This is a genomic window from Hanamia caeni, assembly GCF_003721595.1.
Taxonomy (GTDB): domain Bacteria; phylum Bacteroidota; class Bacteroidia; order Chitinophagales; family Chitinophagaceae; genus Ginsengibacter; species Ginsengibacter caeni.
The window spans coordinates 67,551-84,864 of record NZ_RJJR01000008.1; the positions used below are offsets into that span (position 1 = coordinate 67,551).

Sequence of the window (17,314 nt, forward strand, 5' to 3'; positions counted from 1 at the left end):
CTTTACTGTTTTTCGTGTAGCCCTACCGATACACTTAAGGTTTGTTATAATACCGCCTGAATTGTCAACTTCATTTTTTTATTATCGCCCCTTGGCGTAAATTACAAAGATGAGGCGGCCAAAAAACAGGAGTAACAAAAGGGATACCAGGCATTGGATTATTGCCTGCATCGCTTTTTGGATTTTATCTCCTTTACTTTCAAATGGCCAAAAAGTAATTTCAATTACAGTTAATGATGGCATCAACCCATCTACCGCAGAATATATAGAACAGGGAATTGAAACGGCGCAAAAAGAGCAGGCGCAATGCCTCATAATAAATCTTAACACTCCAGGCGGGTTATTAACCTCAACAAGAAATATTGTTTCCGGCATAATGCAATCCCAGGTTCCTGTAGTGGTGTATGTTTCGCCAACCGGCGCTCATGCTGGTTCTGCAGGAACGTTTATCACTTTAGCTGCCAATATCGCAGCGATGGCTCCGGGCACTAATATCGGCGCTGCGCATCCTGTAGATATGCAGGGAAAATCGGATGCTGTGATGAATGAGAAAGTGATCAACGATGCCTCAGCATTTATCAGAACCATCGCCGAAAAAAGAGGCCGCAATGTGAAGTGGGCCGATGATGCCGTAAGGACCAGCGTTTCTCTTACCGAAGCAGAAGCTTTGGAAAAAAATGTGATTGATATTGTGGCGGATAATGAAAATGATTTGCTAACAAAACTCGATGGAAAAGAAGTCCAGGTAAATGGAGTTCCCAAAATTCTTCAAACAAAAAATGCAACGGTTGAACCATTGGAAATGGGATTTTTTCAAAAGGTATTAAGCCGTCTCAGCGATCCCAATATTTCTTATATCATCATGATGCTCGGCTTCTACGGCCTTATATTTGAATTATTCAGTCCCGGCGCTATTTTTCCGGGAATCATCGGCGTTATTTGTTTAATTCTTGCTTTTTATTCTATGAGTTCCATGCCGGTGAACTATGCAGGCCTGGGGCTTATTATTTTTGGCATCATACTTTACCTGCTGGAAATAAAAATCGTCAGTCATGGCCTGTTGGCGATAGGTGGCACAGTTTCGGTTTTGCTTGGCTCCATGATTTTGTTCCGCACCAGCCCGGTAGAAAATTATGTGTCATTATCGTGGAGTGTTATTATATCAGTAACCGCCTTTTCAACATTATTTTTTCTTTTCCTGGTTACGATGGGATTGAGAGCGCAACGGTCAAAACCGGCCTCAGGTGTAAGTACAATGATAGGACAAACGGCGCTAACACTTGGAGATCTTAACCCGGCAGGACAGGTTAGTGTTTTGGGAGAAATCTGGAAAGCAGTTTCTCTTTCGGGAAAAATACCGGAAAATGAAAAAGTAACTGTAAAAGAAATAAAAGAGCTTACTTTATACGTAGAGCCTGAAAACAAACAGGTCTGAATAGATTTTTAATTACTTAAACTAAATCAATAAACATGCAACAATTTCCAATTGGTCTTCCGGTAATAATCATTGTCGTCATTATTCTTTACATCCTTGCCAGTTCTATCCGCATTTTAAGGGAGTATGAGCGCGGTGTTATTTTCAGGTTAGGCCGTGTTTTAGACGGAGGAGTAAAGGGCCCCGGATTAATTCTTTTAATCCCAATAATCGATAAAATGGTAAAAGTGAGCCTGCGAATTGTGGTGATGGATGTGCCTCCACAGGATGTGATCACCCAGGATAACGTTTCGATAAAAGTGAATGCTGTTATTTATTTCAGGGTAATAGACCCTCAAAGAGCAGTGATTGAAATTGAGAATTACCTGGCAGGAACTTCACAACTTTCTCAAACCACGCTGAGAAGCGTATTAGGACAATCGGAACTGGATGATCTGCTATCGCAAAGAGACAAAATAAATGTACGGCTTCAGCATATTATTGATGAGCAAACTGAACCGTGGGGCGTAAAAGTGACCCATGTTGAAGTGAAACAAATTGACCTTCCCCAGGAAATGCAACGGGCAATGGCCAGGCAGGCTGAAGCAGAAAGAGAGCGCCGTGCTAAAGTGATAGCAGCCGAAGGCGAATTCCAGGCTTCTCAAAAACTGAGCGATGCGGCAAAAATTTTAGGCGAACAACCCAGCGCTTTAACGCTGCGCTATCTGCAAACTTTACGTGAAATAGGCACAGAAAACAACACTACTACTCTGTTCCCTCTTCCTCTCGATTTGTTGAGACCTTTTATTAAAACAGGAGAAACCAACGGAGAAGGGCCTGCTTTTCCGGCGCCAACAGTTACCGTAGATAAATAAATATTTTTGGCACTAATAATGTGCATCAATATTTTAGAATTGCCAGCTTTAACGGTTGGCAATTTTCATTATATTTCTTACTTATTTTTAAAAAATTCTATGAAACAAATTGAGATAGGACATTTACAATATAAAGATTTTCAACAACTGCTTACAGCCATGAAGGCTGCGTATCCGTTATGGGGCGGCAATTACTGGAGGGAAGAAACTATTCAAAAACTTATCAAAAAATTTCCGGATGGGCAAATAGTAATCAAGGCTGATGGAGTGGTGGTAGGATGCGCCCTGTCGATTATAGTAAATTACAGGAAGTATGGAGATGCGCATACCTATGCACAAATCACGGGAAATTATACTTTCAATACCCATGACCCTAAGAATGGCGACGTGCTGTATGGAATTGAAATATTTGTTCATCCTGATTATCGCGGCCTCAGGTTAGGAAGGCGTTTATATGACGCCCGAAAGGATTTGTGTGAAAAACTAAATTTAAGAGCCATTGTTTTTGGCGGCAGGCTTCCCGAATATCATAAATATGCCGGAGAGCTATCACCCAAAGAATATATACAGAAAGTGAAGCATAAAGAGATTTATGACCCGGTACTTTCCTTCCAGCTTTCCAATGATTTTCATGTAAAAAAAGTATTGAACAATTACATGCCTGAAGATGCGCAAAGCAGGGAATTCGCTACGCTGCTGCAATGGGATAATGTGTATTACACCGCCGAAACAAAATCACTGTTTAATGCAAAAACCTATGTGCGGCTGGGCCTGATTCAGTGGCAAATGCGGCCTTATAAAAACATGGATGAAATGTTTACGCAGGTGGAGTTTTTTATTGATTCTATTTCCGCTTACAAAAGTGATTTTGCCCTGTTGCCCGAATTGTTCAACGGGCCATTGTTAGCCGAATTCAACAATATGAGCGAAGCCGAAGCCATGAGGGCGCTTGCGAGATACACGCCGGATTTCAAAAAACGATTCAGGGAACTGGCCATTAGTTATAATGTGAACATTATTGCCGGCAGTGTACCCAGCATCGAAGGAGATTCTCTTAGAAATATTGGCTTTCTCTGCCATAGAAACGGAAATATTGACCAATATGAAAAAATCCATATTACTCCCGATGAAGAAAAATTTTGGGGAATAAGAGGCGGCAACAAACTGAATGTGTTTGATACGGATGCAGGCAAAATCGGAATCCTGATTTGCTACGATGTAGAGTTTCCGGAATTACCCAGATTAATGGCCGACCTTGGTATGCAGATTCTTTTTGTACCTTTTTTGACGGATACGCAAAACGCTTATAACCGCGTCAGGTATTGCGCGCAGGCAAGAGCAATAGAAAATGAATGCTTTGTTGCCATCACTGGCTGCATTGGTAATTTGCCCAAAGTAGAAAACATGGATATCCAGTATTCGCAATCAGCAGTTTTTACGCCATGCGATTTTGCTTTCCCCGCTAATGGAATTAAAAGTGAAGCTACCCCCAATACGGAAATGATTCTGATTTCTGATGTTGACCTTTCTTTACTTGACGAACTGCATGCACATGGAAGCGTTAGAAATTTAAAAGACAGGCGCAGAGACTTTTATGAATTGGTGTTGAAAAATGAACCCTCAATTTAATTCTCGATAGTGAATAAGGAAATATCCTGAATTTTTATTTCGCAAAAATGGGTAGGCTTTTATGCCGCTGTTAAATAATGAGCCTGACGCCCCCTAAGTCCTGCAGCCTATGTGGAAAGCGGTCGCTGGGCGAACCAATGAACATGAAATTATGAGGTATATTCCAGTCACGGCTAAGCTTGTCGATGATTTCCGGGCCAAACACACCGGGAACCTGGATGTATTCAATTTTGATATCAGGATAAGCGCGGTCTAGGGCTTCAAAGTCACGCACAAATGTTTCATTTAATTGTTGCTCCTTTTGCAACACCGTCACAATCTTGAGCTTTTGAGTAATTTCATTTTCTTTTACATAAATAATTACCTTATTCAAAATAGCAATATTATCGCCCTTGGTGAAATAAACGAAAGGCTGACGGTTTAATTTGCGCATTTCTTTGGTTAGATGAAATCTGCTGAAGACGGAGGCCCTTTGGATTTTATCAAAAACAGAATTGGCATAAATAAGAAGATAATGAATGACCACTTTTCTTTTTAAAAAAATATAAATAATCAGTATAGCAGGTATAAAATATTGAAGAAAAACCACAAGGTAGTCAGGGTGAAGTTTTACATTACCGTAAAGCGCAATAATAATACCCAGTATACCAAGAATTACCAACCCGGAAGGAGCATATTCGGGCCGCGGCAATTTTGCACGTTTGATTTTTAATAATAAATTTCCAAAGCCGAAAAAAGCCATCACAGATAAAAACGAAATCGTATAAACGCCCGCAAGTGGTGCCAATTGGCCTTCCGTAATAAAGAGAATAGAAAAGCAAAGAATATAAAACACGATCAATATGCGGGGTGAGCTGCCTTTTTTATTCTCTTTTAACAAAGCCTGCGGGAAAATTCTGTCAAGGGTCATGCGTTTCATCAACCCATTAACGCCGATAAATGCAGTGAGCACAGCCCCACTCAAAACCAACGCTGCATCCAAAGACACCACCAGCGCCAGCCAGGAGCCGGCAGTTTTTGTTCCCATAAAAGAAAGAAAAGCCGCTTCGTGGCCTTCCACCACGTCCAATGGAATAATGCAAACAGCCAGTAGCGCAATCACCGGGTTGATGACTGTCACTAAAATCCACATGTTTCTTAATGTTTTTGGAAACACGCCCGGCTGTTGTTCTTCCACAAAATTCGCAGACGTTTCAAAGCCGGTGATGCCAAGCATTGCCGTGCTGAATCCAAGAAATATAGCTGTAGAAACACTCGTTTTTAAAGGAGAATGAAAATTGAAACTGGCCATGCTTAACCCATTCACAATTACATAATAAATACAACTGCCAATAAGGATTATCAGCACCGCCATGTGAATCAGGAAAATAATAATCGAAACGGTAGCTGATTCACTTATCCCGCCAATAGTAAGAAACAGGAAGATGGTAAGAATAACCATGGTGGCTATTATCACCGGAAAATAAGGAAATACACTGTGGAGGTAGTGCATTGCTTCCGAAGCAGAAAGCACTGCCGTGGCCATGTACGAAAGAATGGTAAGGCAGGCAGCCAGTGAGGCATTCCCTTTGCTGGTAGTATTGAGCAGAATATTATAAGCGCCTCCATTCAGGGGAAGGGCGCCCACCGCTTCTCCATAAATTTTTCTAAAGAAAAATAAAACCACGCCCACGATTAGCAGGGCGATGAACGCATATTGGCCTGCATATACAATACACAACGCTGATACATACAACACGGAGGAAGTAATGTCATTTCCGCAAATGGCAGTGGAAGCAAGCTGTGAAAGTTTTTTTGTATTTGAAGAAGATGGCTCTTTCATAAATGCGTTTCAAACCCTGGTACAATTGGCATAAAATAATGGCCGCTGAACAGCTTTTATAAATAGGTTGTATTTTAAAAATGCAATATAGCTATATATTTCATAGGCATCGCGTACAACAATTTGTATGCCTTTATTTTATTTTACGGAAAACAATGCTTCTGCATTTTCGGTTGTTTGTTGTGCAACTGTTTCCGGGGAAATATCTTTAATTTCTGCCAGTTTCATCGCCACATATTTAATATAGCTGCTTTCATTTCTTTTCCCCCTGAAAGGTACCGGGGCAAGATAGGGAGCATCGGTTTCAAGTACCAGATGTTTAAGGTCTACATCTTTAATTACATCCGCCAAGCCAGAATTTTTAAAAGTAAGCACTCCGCCTATTCCCAATAAAAAGCCGGTATCTATGATTTCCTTTGCATGTTGCAGGCTGCCGCTGAAACAGTGAAATACGCCGAACAGTCCCTGCCCTTTAAACTTTTTTACAAAATCTATTGTCTCCTGCATAGAATTGCGCGTGTGGATAACCAATGGCCTTTTATATTGAATCGCCCAATGAATATGCTTTTCAAGGCTTTGGTATTGCTGTTCCATAAATGTTTTATCCCAATAAAAATCCAGTCCTGTTTCACCAATTGCTGCAAATTCCCTTTGTAATAGTTGCGCTTCAACTTTATCAAGTTCTTCATTAAAATTTTCCTTTACCGAACAGGGATGGAGGCCTGCCATAGCAAAAATGCGGTCAGGATATCTTTTTTCGAGTGCAAGAAGCGCCTCAGTTTCCGAACTATCAATAGCGGGTAAATAAAATTTTTCTACTCCTTCAGCGTTAGCTCTTTTTACCACTTCGTCAATGTCGCTAACAAATTCATTCACGTACAAATGCGTGTGCGTATCAATCAATTTCATGACACAAAGAAAAAAAATATTTTTTAACTCTATTTAAACTTGCCGCATGTGCATATTGTCCATATCCTCGCTTTAACCAAAACAGTTAAATTTTTTAATCTAAACAAAATGAAACAGCTACTTTTTTTTGCAAAAATGCCAACAGCCATAATTTTTGCAATCCTGGTAATTTTTGCCTCCTGCAAAAAAGACAATAACACCAACCCGCCTGGTAATCCGGATCCACAACTAACAGTTGACGCTGCGCAAAATGATGATGTAGCAGAACAACAATTCAATGATGTATTTAATATTTCAATGGGAGTGCAGGCATCTGATGCCGGTGATGATATCGGTTTGGGAACAGGTACCAATATTGTGTACAGAAGTGATAATACTGAAAAAACGGCTTCTCCTGAAGATCGTTGTTTTACTGTAACTGTTGATCCTAAAGGACCTAACACCTTTCCTAAAACGGTAACCCTTGATTTTGGAAGCGGGTGTACAGGCAAAGATGGGAAAATGCGTTCCGGTAAAATAATTACTGTCTTTTCAGGGCCCATGCGCGTGGCCGGAAGCATCGCCACATCGACATTCGATAATTACAAAGTGGATTCATTTAGCATAGCTGGCACTCAGATTATAAGCAATACAAGTTCTTCAAATAAACAAGCGTGGACCAGGAAAGTAGTGGACGGAAAAATAACCAACAATAACAGCGGCAGGTGGGTTCAATGGAATGCCATTCATGAACACACTCAAACTGACGGTAACGGAACACCATTTAACCTGCTGGACAATGTATACAAAATCACAGGCAATTCAAATGGGATTAATTCAAACAACAATTCATGGACAACAGAAATTACGCAACCCCTCATCAGGAAATTTGTTTGCGCCTGGAGGGAACAAGGACAAATCACCCTGACTCTGAAATCAAATTCAATTACCGTAATACTGGATTATGGCGATGGAACCTGTGATAATAAAGCCACAATCACCATAAATGGAGTTACTATTCCAGTTATTTTATAAAAAAATTTCCTTGTGAAAAAATTGTTGATGAATTGTTAATTAATTATTAACTTCACTGCTAGTTTTCATAGGGTACGGATTAAAAACGGGCCTGGGTATCTACCCTGGCCCAATTTTTTTAAATCATACCTGGAAGTGCCTGAAAAGAATATCCCTCATCATTGTAATATTTTAACAGCCGGGGCAAGGCGTGGTGCAGCGTAGCAAACGATTTGGTGCTGTCGTGAAAAACCACAATAGAACCGGGCTTCGAATTCTTTACCACATTAAGATAACAATTTTCACCGTTAACTGAAGGGTCAAAATCGCCGCTAAGAACCTCCCACATTATCGTTTTTAAATGAAGCTTGTTTCCCTGGATTGCCTTGGCCTGGAAACTGGTAATTTTTCCATAGGGTGGCCTGAATAAATCGCTGTCAATGATTTTTGCTGCCTTCGCAATATCTTCAATATAAATTTTATCGTTGGTTTTCCAGCCATTTAAATGATTGAAAGTATGGTTGCCAACGCGATGGCCTTCAACAATGATCCTTTCATACACAGAAAAATTTTCTTTCACATTTTTGCCAATGCAAAAAAATGTGGCTTTGGCATTAAACTTCTCCAATTCTTCCAAAACAAAAGAGGTAGCTTCAGCATGCGGGCCATCATCAAACGTGAAGTATAAAATTTTTTCGTCTGTATCTATTCTCCATATTCTTTCTGAGAAGATTTTCTGAATCAGAGATGGAGTCTTTTTAAAATAAAACATAATCAAACAAATTAAATTATGAATTCGCTGTGTAAGCAGGCGCGGGGCTTACCATCAAAATAAAAAATCTTACTTATTTTTTGCTTTACTGTCCCGAACTTCTTTGGAATTAGAAAGGATCCTGTATGCCTGTACAGGTTTCTGATTAATTCCAAACAACAAATCATTATTAATTTGGAGCACGCCGCGCACATCGCCAGTGATTTTGAAACCAGAATTTAATTGATCGATATATTCAAAATTTCCTTTACCATTGCCCTTTAAAAGAATACCATAATTGGCGTCGCTTTTGCCAATCTGCAACCGCGCCTTGTTAATATTACCGCAAAAAAGCAAATCAGGATTTCCATCATGATTATAATCCAAAGAAGTAATCGTAAATACAGGAGAAAATTGCACTTGTAATGGCAGCGGTTTTTTATGGAACTTTTCATCATTTCCCAATTCAAAATAAGAAGTGCTTAAATCGTTTGCCAGCAAATGGTGAGCGCCTTCCAGATCGTCGCCGGTAAAAATTTCTTTTATGGAAGCATCCGCGTAACTTCTATAAGTTGGAAAGCGCGAACTCATTGTAGGTATCTGGGTAATCAGTTCATCGCGGGTTACAAACGGATAACTTTTATGTTGATTGTAATAGCAAAAAACAGGATCAACGGTTCCGTTGTTATCGAAATCTTTATAAAATAATTCGGCGGGTTCTTTATCACTGACTTTGAATTGGGTATTCAATCCATAGTTTCCTACAACCACATCCGGCTTTCCATCTTTATTAAAATCGCCGATTAACAATTTATTCCACCAGCCTGTGTAAGGTTTATCAAAATACGCGTTTGTTTTATTTTCAAAATGTCCGTTGGAATTCAAAAATACACTGACAGGCATCCATTCGCCAACTACTATTAAATCCTTTTTGCCATCCTGGTTTATATCAACCCAGGCTGCATCGGTTACCATCCCTATGTTTTGTAGCGCGGGAGCGAGCGTTGAAATCTGATTCGTGAAATGGCCTTTGCCGTCGCTAATCAATAAATAACTTTGCGGAGTTTCAGGATAATTGCCGGGCACTACTCTTCCGCCAACAAACAAATCAGGATAGCCATCACCGTTAGCATCAGCCACCCTCACGCAATTGGTACTTGTAAGCATTGCCGGAAGTGCATCCGTGCGCTTTGTAAAAATTCCTTTTCCATCATTCAGGTATAACCGATCCTGCAATAACTTATCGCCCGCTACATAATTATCGTATCCACCGCTGCATACATACAAATCCGTGTAAGCATCACCGTTAGCATCAAAAAACACGGCGTCTACATCTTCGCTTAAACTATCGGCATCAAATGCAGGCTGTGACTTTTTTACAAATTGTCCGTTTTTTTGCTGCAGGAATATTGCCCCCGGCTGGCCGTTGGCTCCTCCGGCATAAATATCTTCAAGCCCATCACCGTTTACATCGCCTTTTACCAGGCATGGACCAAAAAAAGACATAGGATTAATCATTAGCGGCTGGCGCAGAAAATCATTTACCGCCGGGCTTTTATCTGCAAAATCCAAAGGCGATTGTACCTGTTGAAAAATCGGCGCCTGATCCGGAGAACGATGATAAACTGAGGTCGCATTTTTTTCTTCCAATGTAATAAACTGGTTGGCTTTTATATCGGTAAGAATTTGTTGTTTTCCGCCCAGCCAGATAATCCTGAGCGAATCGATTTGCTTGCATTGGCCTAAACCAAAATGCAAAACCGGGGAAACGCTTGACTGAAAGCCTCTTGACGGCATTTGTTCAATGTATTGGTTTTTGCCATTGCAATAAATACTTATCCTGGCGCCAATACCTTGAGAATTGCGCCGATCGCCTTTCAAATTGATTTCAAGAAAATTGTTTTTTGACTGGCTGTTGGATTGATTTTCGTAAATAAAAGCAGGCTGGTCGATATTGTTGGTTACCAAATCGAGGTCGCCATCATTATCCAAATCAGCATAAACGGCGCCATTACTGTTAGAAGGAATCGTAATACCCCATTCCTTGCTTACATTCTGAAAAGTAAGATTGCCATTATTTTTAAATAAATAATTAAGCACACTGGAAGGCGGCATACTGTCTAACAATTTGAGTACATCGCTTCTTTCCAGCCTGGGCCTGCTTTTCACAAAATCATTCATATATTTTATGAAATCCTGATTGGTATAATCGCGCTTATAACCATTCGTAACAAACAGGTCTTTCCAGCCATCGTTATCATAATCTGCAAACAAAGGACTCCAGCTCCAATCCGTATTTGAAATACCTGCCAATTGCCCTATCTCACTAAATGTGCCATTTCCATTATTTAGCTGCAGCATATTGCGCATATACTGGAAATAAAATCCGGATTGCAGCATGTTATCAAACTTTCCATAACTGTTAGGGGAAAACAATAATTTTTGCCGGTGGTTATCTTCAGCAAGCATATCCAAAGTAAGTATATCCGGAAACCCGTCATTATTAATGTCGGCAATATCATCGCCCATTGAAGATTCGCTGGTATGGCCCATTTGTTTTTGCAACACATCGGTAAAAGTGCCGTCATGATTATTCCGGTACAAATAATCAGGTATGGAATAATCATTTGAAATATAAATATCCTGCCAGCCATCGCCATCAATATCAGCAATACCCGCCCCAAGGCCATAAGTTAAGTCGGAGCTGCTTATGCCTGCTTTTAGCGTAATGTCTGTGAAAAAATTATTATCATTTCTAAACAACCTGATACCGGTTTCAGGATTGGATTGTTTTAGAATAATAGAAGTGAGTGAATCGCTGAGTACAGGTAAGGAGCTTGGGTTATGATTCAATAACAAAAGGTCCAAATCACCGTCGCGGTCATAATCGAAAAAATATGCCTGTGTAGAATAGGAAGGAGTAGCAAGGCCATACTTCGCCGCTTGTTCAGTAAATTGAGGAATTCCGTTCTTATCATTTCCTTCATTAATAAAAAGCTGATTCACTCTTTTAAGTTCGGGAAGCTTGCCTGAGTAGCACACAAAAATATCCAATTTACCATCTCCATTCACGTCGGCCATTGTGACGCCGGTTTTCCATGGCCCGGGGCGGCCTTCAAGAACCGGAGTAGTGATATCCTGGAATTGGAATTTGCCTTTATTAAGATAAAGTTTATTTGGAGACATGTTTCCTACAAAATACAAATCCTGTAATCCGTCGCAGTTCACATCTCCAACAGCCACTCCGCCACCATTATAAAAATATTCGTACATAAGTACATTCGTGTTGGCGCCTTCGGTAAGTTGGTTCGTAAAATCAACATGCGTAACAGAAGAGGGAAGTATTTTAAAAAGAGGAGGGCCTGCAGGGGTAATACTTTCAGTCTTTTCATTGCTTTTACAATGGCTGAATGCAATTAAAAAAAGAAAACACGTACCGATAGTCCAAAACTTGTTAAGCAATTTGTTTTTCTTGATAAATGATTAATAATAAAAACAACTATACCAGTTGCGAAGAACTGGTATAGATTAAAAATAACAAATATTTGCTTGTTTACTGACTTGCCGTCCAGATACGAAGAATAATTTATTTATCGTATCCAGGATTTTGAATCAACTTATCATTTTTATTTATTTCATCCCTGTTGATAGGCCTGAAATACATTTTATCAATCCAGGTTCGGTTTTCCAATGTGTTATCAACATAAGGCACGTAACTGTAATTATAAATAGTTTCATCATGGCGATAAGGAGTGGGTGCCGTTGCTCCCGGCTTAAGCTTACCCGTCACGTTTATAAATCTCAACTTACTACCCAGCGTGGTTGGGGCAATCATCCATCTTCTTGCATCGTGATAGCGTTGCTCCTCAAAAACCAGTTCTATCCTCCGCTCGTTGCGATAAGCATCGCGTAAGGCTGTTCCTGTAGCAGTAATCGCCGGCATGCCTGCGCGGAACCGGATTTTATTTAACCAGGTTTTTGCTTCATCCTCCTGTCCTAATTCAATAGACGCTTCTACATAGTTTAATACCGCTTCAGTATACCTGAAAAATGGATAAGGAATATATTGCCTTGTATTATTATCCACGATAGCTGGATCGGGATCGATAAATTTTCTCATATAATACCCTGACCATGAAGCATTCCAATTTTCGATGGTGCTTTCTCTCGTATCAAGGCCGGCCTGCAATTTTCCGGGGGCCGATTCATACGCTCCCGTCTGAATTTGATTGGCCGGATCTACATTTCCGGAAATTTTATCACGTGGTTTCCAATCAGCACCATCATATAAAATGGAAGCGTAAAATCTGGGATCCCTGTTTTTATAGGGAGCCGCCGCTTCGGTAGGATTATTCCAGTCAAAATTACTTCCATCCATCATTTGATAATCATCTACCAATTGCTGGATAGGTACATTCCCTGCCCAGTTATGATAACCGTTTGGCCCGTTATCAAGCCCTACGGAAGTTCCATCTGTACCGGGACCGCCGGAATATAAATCAGATGAAAATTGACGCATAAATATTAATTCTACACCTGCTGCAGCATCAATTCCCGGTGCTTTACTTTTACCTCCCATGGCGATTGAGATATAGGCCTGTTTTGCTTCATCAGGTGAAAGCGGGGCAGATAAATCCAGCTTATAACCGGAGCCGGCATCCAGTACGGCTTTAGCAGCATCCTGTGCAGCTTTCCACCTTGCGGTTCTATCGCCCGAAACATATCCCACTAATTCAGGATGTGCATAACTACTTATGGTAGCAGATTTTGCTTTGGCAGTAGGAATATCGTGCAAGTCACTTGCCGCATATAACAATACTCTTGATTTCAGCGCCATGGCGGCCAATGCAGTCGCTCTGCCGGATGCAAGGGTTTTGCCAGTTAATAATAAGGTAGCACTGTCACAATCTTTCACAATAAAATTCACACACTCTTCATATGTATTTCTTGCAATTGAATAGTCCTGGTTCAATCCATAAGTGTGGTCCACAATCGGAATGGCACCATAATACCTGAGCAATTGCTGATAATAATATGCCCTTAAAAAATGGGCTTCTCCCTGTAACCGGGCATTTAAATCGGGATTATCAAAGGTGGCTGTTTTTAAATTTTCCAAAGCCACATTGCATGGACGGATATAGTTATACATATTACCCCATTCATAAGTGCCATCCTGCCAGCCGGGATTAGAAGGATTTAGCGTGCCTTCATTAACCGTATTGATGTTTCTGCCAGGATGTACAAAAACAGCTTCATCACTTAGGGAAGCTAATTGTTGTTCAAACCAACCTCCGTTCCCCAATCCTCTATAAATATTGGTAACAAAAGCCTCAGACAAGGCTCCGTCAGTCCAGGTCAGAACAGACGAAATAGAGGTTTGGGGTATCGTGTTTAAAAAATCTTTTTTGCAGGAGGCAAAACATAAAAGCATTCCTGCTGATACTATTAAATTATTTATACTTATTTTTTTCATGGATTTTCTATTTAAAATGTTACTCTTGCACCTACATTTATGATTCTTGCCTGGGGATAATAGTGAGCATCTCCGGAAGTAGACTCAGGATCCCATATTTTCATTTTGTCCCATGTGGCAAGGTTTAATCCACTTACATAGACTCTGAATGCATTAATTTTAATTTGGTCTAAAAGTTTTGCAGGGAGATTGTAACCCAATTCAACATTTTTTAGGCGGAAGTAATCACTGTTTCTAAGGAAATAAGTATTACCACCGGAATAGTAAGTGTTGCCCCTGTTGGCGATGCGGGGATCTACGCTGCTTGGTTTGTCTATTGTCCATTGATGGTCATAAGCATACTTTAGGTAGTTACCAATATCTCCGGATTCCGTGCCTATATACAATAATCCCCCGGTAGCGCCCTGGAACAATATAGATAAATCAAAGTCTTTATAACCCATAGTGATATTTATGCCGCCTGTGAAAGTTGGATCTTGTGTTTTATCCAATCTTACCCTATCATTACCATCAATTTTACCATCGGGCTTTTTCACATAATTTCCATTGGCATCTACGCCGCCTATGTCTTTATATTTCATATCACCGGGTTTAAGCGATGGGGTAAGGCCGCTGTAATCAATTGTATTTTTATCGATCTCTGCCTGGTCTTTAAAAACGCCATCATACACATAAGGAAGAAACGCACCACCACCACCACCACCAAAAGGATGGCCTGTTGCTTTCTGCCAATAAGGAGCTCCCGGTGCTTCATCCTGGAATAAAATTTTATTTTTCGCATATCCCCCATTAACAGTAACAGAGAACCTGAAATCTTTTACGTTGCCGTTATATCCCACAGAAAATTCATATCCTTTATTTTCTGCTTTGCCAATGTTTGTGGGTGGCAGAAGGTTTGCAATTCCTGAAGATTGAGGGGTGGAACCAGATTTACGCCATAAGATTTGGTCGCGCTTGTTGTAGAACCAATCGAAAGTAAAATCAATCCTGTTGTTAAACAAAGTACCATCTATACCCACATCAGTATTTTTTGCCACTTCCCAGGTAAAGCTGGGATTGGGTACCACTTGTTCATACAATGTTTTAAATGCCGCATTGTTTATGGTGTAATTGCCAAATCCGTAGGTAGATAAAAACTGGTATTCCTGTAATCGGAATCCGTTGCCATCACCCTTATCAAAATAAATCTGGTCATTCCCCAATTCACCGTAAGAACCGCGTATCTTTAATGAATTCACGAAATGAATATTTTTAAAGAAATTTTCTTCTGATATCCTCCACCCGGCAAGAAAACCCGGGAAGAATCCAAAGCGATGGTTTTCGGGGAAAAGATAAGATCCGTCTTCACGCCATAAGAATTCGGCCAGATATTTCTCTTTATAGTTATAAGCTACCCGTCCAAAATAACTTAAACGTGCTCTTTCATAACCCGCACCTCCTACCTGTTGGCCCAGTGTGCCACCTGCAAACATCTGGTCAAGGGCAGGTGAAATGAAGTTGGTGCGGTAGGCATTAAAATCGTCTTCTTTGTCAGTTTCTTTGGTTACTGCTGCCATCACCGCAATCGAATGACCTCCAAATTGGTTATCATAATTAATAAAGGCTGAAGTTAGAATATTCAAATAATTCGCATCGCTCTGATTTAATTGGGGTGAGGTAAATGTTGAACGTAAATTTTTTGTCAATACCGGAGTTACGCCATCTGCTTCATAAGTTTTATGGTCCCAAAAATATAAATACCATGGAATCCTCCAGGTTTTTGTGCGCCGTATTTCTTTATCAGCAGTAGCACTACCGGTTAATTTTAAACCTTTTACCCATGGAATTTGAATTTCTACTTTACCATTTACCTGGAAATAATTTCTTTTATCATCATCATATCCGGTTTGACTAGTAGTGATTACGATAGGATTTTGACCATTTTCAATATCAGGCCCCGGAAGCCCGTTGGGCCAAACCTCTGGATCGGTCGGCCGTCCACGTTGCAACATTCTAAAAATAGAATTGGCCGATTCAGTGGGAAAATGCCGGAATTCCTGGCGTGCTGTAAGATTAATACTGGTTGAAATCCACTTATTTACTTTGGCATCAAGGTTAATACGCATATCGTACTGCTTATAACCCGTGGCCGAATTTTTATAATATCCATCCTGGTTCTGGTAGCCTAAAGATGCCAGGTATTTAACACTTTCAGTTCCGCCGTTTATCTGGAGAGAATGCTGTTCCTGCGGTGACCAGGTTTTTAGTGTGGTTTTGTACCAGTCGGTATTGGGATGACCCCATGGGTCGCTGCCATCTTTGTATTTTTGAACATCATCCGGTTGAAATGGAGCGCGAACTACCTTTCCTGCAATAGTGGTATAGGTTCCTGTAGTCTTAAAAGCCTCATTGGCGGCAGTCCATTCAGCAGAAGGAACTCCATCAAAAATAGTGGTCTCATTATTCATCTGGGTATATTCCACCGCATTCGCCATTAAAGGAACACGGGTAGGCTGTGCCCAACCATGATTATAATTATAGGATAAGCGTGGTTTTCCGGATTTTCCATGCTTGGTAGTAATTAGAATTACCCCGTTGGCAGCCCTTGAACCGTAAATAGCCGCCGAAGCGTCTTTCAAAACTGACATAGTTTCGATGTCCGCTGGATTCAGCCTTTCAAGGCCACCCGCCACATCCGGCACACCATCAACCACTATCAGAGCCGAACTGTTTCCAAATGTATTAATACCTCTGATCCGTATGCTCGATCCATCATATCCGGGCTCTCCGGACGATTGCACGGCACTGATGCCCGGCAAACGCCCAACCAGCGCATTGGACAGATTGACGGTGGGAGTTTTTTCAAGCTCTTTACCACTTACCTGGGCCACGGCGCCTGTAACTGTCACCTTTTTCTGCGTGCCATATCCCACTACTACTACTTCATTCAGGCTGTTTGCCTGCGGAGTTAGATCTATCGTTAATGAGGTATTGTTTCCCACCACAACTTCTTTTGAAGTATACCCGATGTTTGAAACAACAAGCACACTTTTGCTACCAGGAACACTTATGGAAAATGTACCGTTTGCATCCGTGGTAACTCCTGTGGCAGTTCCCTTTACCAATACACTCGCATTGACAATCGGAGTACCTTTTTCATCATTAACTGTTCCTCTTACTGTGATTCTATTTTGCGCATTGACGCTCCCTAAAAGGAGCAATAGAAAACAAATTAAAAGGCTGAATTTCCCTGGGGGACGTCCCTTTGTTAAAAACTTAGCCTTACTGGCAAGTTGGCTTCTCATGATAATTTTTGTTTAATGAATAATGAAATGGCTGAAAAAATTTTAAAAATATCTTAAATCATTGGATGTAAGGGGCAATAGATTGTATTATTTTAACTATAAATCAAGCAACAACTCGTGGAACAAATATAGGGTTTTATTTTATCTGACAAAAAAAATGTTAA

10 protein-coding genes are annotated in these 17,314 nt (G+C 40.5%); 4 read left to right on the forward strand and 6 right to left on the reverse strand.

What is annotated here, in order from left to right; genetic code table 11:
* The first annotated feature begins 109 nt into the window (after nucleotides 1-109).
* From EFY79_RS10705 to EFY79_RS10715, 3 genes are all read left to right on the forward strand, one after another.
* Entirely contained in the window at nucleotides 110-1,435 is a 1,326-nt protein-coding gene (locus tag EFY79_RS10705; protein WP_123120704.1) for an NfeD family protein, read from the forward strand.
* A 35-nt stretch (nucleotides 1,436-1,470) separates the two neighbouring features.
* Entirely contained in the window at nucleotides 1,471-2,289 is an 819-nt protein-coding gene (locus EFY79_RS10710) for a slipin family protein (protein WP_123120705.1), read from the forward strand.
* A 99-nt stretch (nucleotides 2,290-2,388) separates the two neighbouring features.
* Nucleotides 2,389-3,918, forward strand: coding sequence for a carbon-nitrogen hydrolase family protein (locus EFY79_RS10715; RefSeq protein ID WP_233577981.1), 1,530 nt, complete (start codon nucleotides 2,389-2,391; stop codon nucleotides 3,916-3,918).
* Nucleotides 3,919-3,988: 70 nt separating this feature from the next.
* On the opposite strand, the gene EFY79_RS10720 is transcribed toward EFY79_RS10715, so the two are convergent.
* Entirely contained in the window at nucleotides 3,989-5,740 is a 1,752-nt protein-coding gene (locus tag EFY79_RS10720; RefSeq protein ID WP_123120707.1) for an APC family permease, read from the reverse strand.
* A 138-nt stretch (nucleotides 5,741-5,878) separates the two neighbouring features.
* Nucleotides 5,879-6,649, reverse strand: a complete 771-nt coding sequence (locus EFY79_RS10725) for a TatD family hydrolase (RefSeq protein ID WP_123120708.1) — start codon at nucleotides 6,647-6,649, stop codon at nucleotides 5,879-5,881.
* A 108-nt stretch (nucleotides 6,650-6,757) separates the two neighbouring features.
* On the opposite strand from EFY79_RS10725, the gene EFY79_RS10730 reads away from it, so the two are divergent.
* Nucleotides 6,758-7,663: a hypothetical protein gene (locus EFY79_RS10730; protein WP_123120709.1), complete on the forward strand. Its 906-nt coding sequence runs from the start codon at nucleotides 6,758-6,760 to the stop codon at nucleotides 7,661-7,663.
* Nucleotides 7,664-7,781: 118 nt separating this feature from the next.
* On the opposite strand, the gene EFY79_RS10735 is transcribed toward EFY79_RS10730, so the two are convergent.
* The 4 genes from EFY79_RS10735 to EFY79_RS10750 form a co-directional block, all read right to left on the reverse strand.
* A complete protein-coding gene (locus tag EFY79_RS10735) occupies nucleotides 7,782-8,414 on the reverse strand; it encodes a polysaccharide deacetylase family protein (protein ID WP_123120710.1) in 633 nt (210 codons plus the stop codon).
* 69 nt (nucleotides 8,415-8,483) lie between these two features.
* Nucleotides 8,484-11,855 (reverse strand): VCBS repeat-containing protein, encoded by a 3,372-nt coding sequence (locus tag EFY79_RS10740; protein WP_233577982.1) that lies wholly within the window; start codon nucleotides 11,853-11,855, stop codon nucleotides 8,484-8,486.
* 124 nt (nucleotides 11,856-11,979) lie between these two features.
* The gene (locus EFY79_RS10745) at nucleotides 11,980-13,866 is read right to left on the reverse strand and encodes a RagB/SusD family nutrient uptake outer membrane protein (RefSeq protein WP_123120711.1); all 1,887 of its coding nucleotides are present in this window, start codon (nucleotides 13,864-13,866) and stop codon (nucleotides 11,980-11,982) included.
* Between the two features lie 11 nt (nucleotides 13,867-13,877).
* A complete protein-coding gene (locus tag EFY79_RS10750) occupies nucleotides 13,878-17,150 on the reverse strand; it encodes a SusC/RagA family TonB-linked outer membrane protein (RefSeq protein ID WP_123120712.1) in 3,273 nt (1,090 codons plus the stop codon).
* Between the last annotated feature and the right edge of the window lie 164 nt (nucleotides 17,151-17,314).

Bases quoted from the DNA above. Each gene is read 5' to 3' on its own strand.
- EFY79_RS10730 (WP_123120709.1), top strand. From the start codon at position 6,758: ATGAAACAGCTACTTTTTTTTGCAAAAATGCCAACAGCCATAATTTTT.
- EFY79_RS10715 (WP_233577981.1), top strand. From the start codon at position 2,389: ATGAAACAAATTGAGATAGGACATTTACAATATAAAGATTTTCAACAA.
- EFY79_RS10710 (WP_123120705.1), top strand. From the start codon at position 1,471: ATGCAACAATTTCCAATTGGTCTTCCGGTAATAATCATTGTCGTCATT.
- EFY79_RS10725 (WP_123120708.1), bottom strand. From the start codon at position 6,649: ATGAAATTGATTGATACGCACACGCATTTGTACGTGAATGAATTTGTT.
- EFY79_RS10750 (WP_123120712.1), bottom strand. From the start codon at position 17,150: ATGAGAAGCCAACTTGCCAGTAAGGCTAAGTTTTTAACAAAGGGACGT.
- EFY79_RS10745 (WP_123120711.1), bottom strand. From the start codon at position 13,866: ATGAAAAAAATAAGTATAAATAATTTAATAGTATCAGCAGGAATGCTT.
- EFY79_RS10735 (WP_123120710.1), bottom strand. From the start codon at position 8,414: ATGTTTTATTTTAAAAAGACTCCATCTCTGATTCAGAAAATCTTCTCA.
- EFY79_RS10705 (WP_123120704.1), top strand. From the start codon at position 110: ATGAGGCGGCCAAAAAACAGGAGTAACAAAAGGGATACCAGGCATTGG.
- EFY79_RS10720 (WP_123120707.1), bottom strand. From the start codon at position 5,740: ATGAAAGAGCCATCTTCTTCAAATACAAAAAAACTTTCACAGCTTGCT.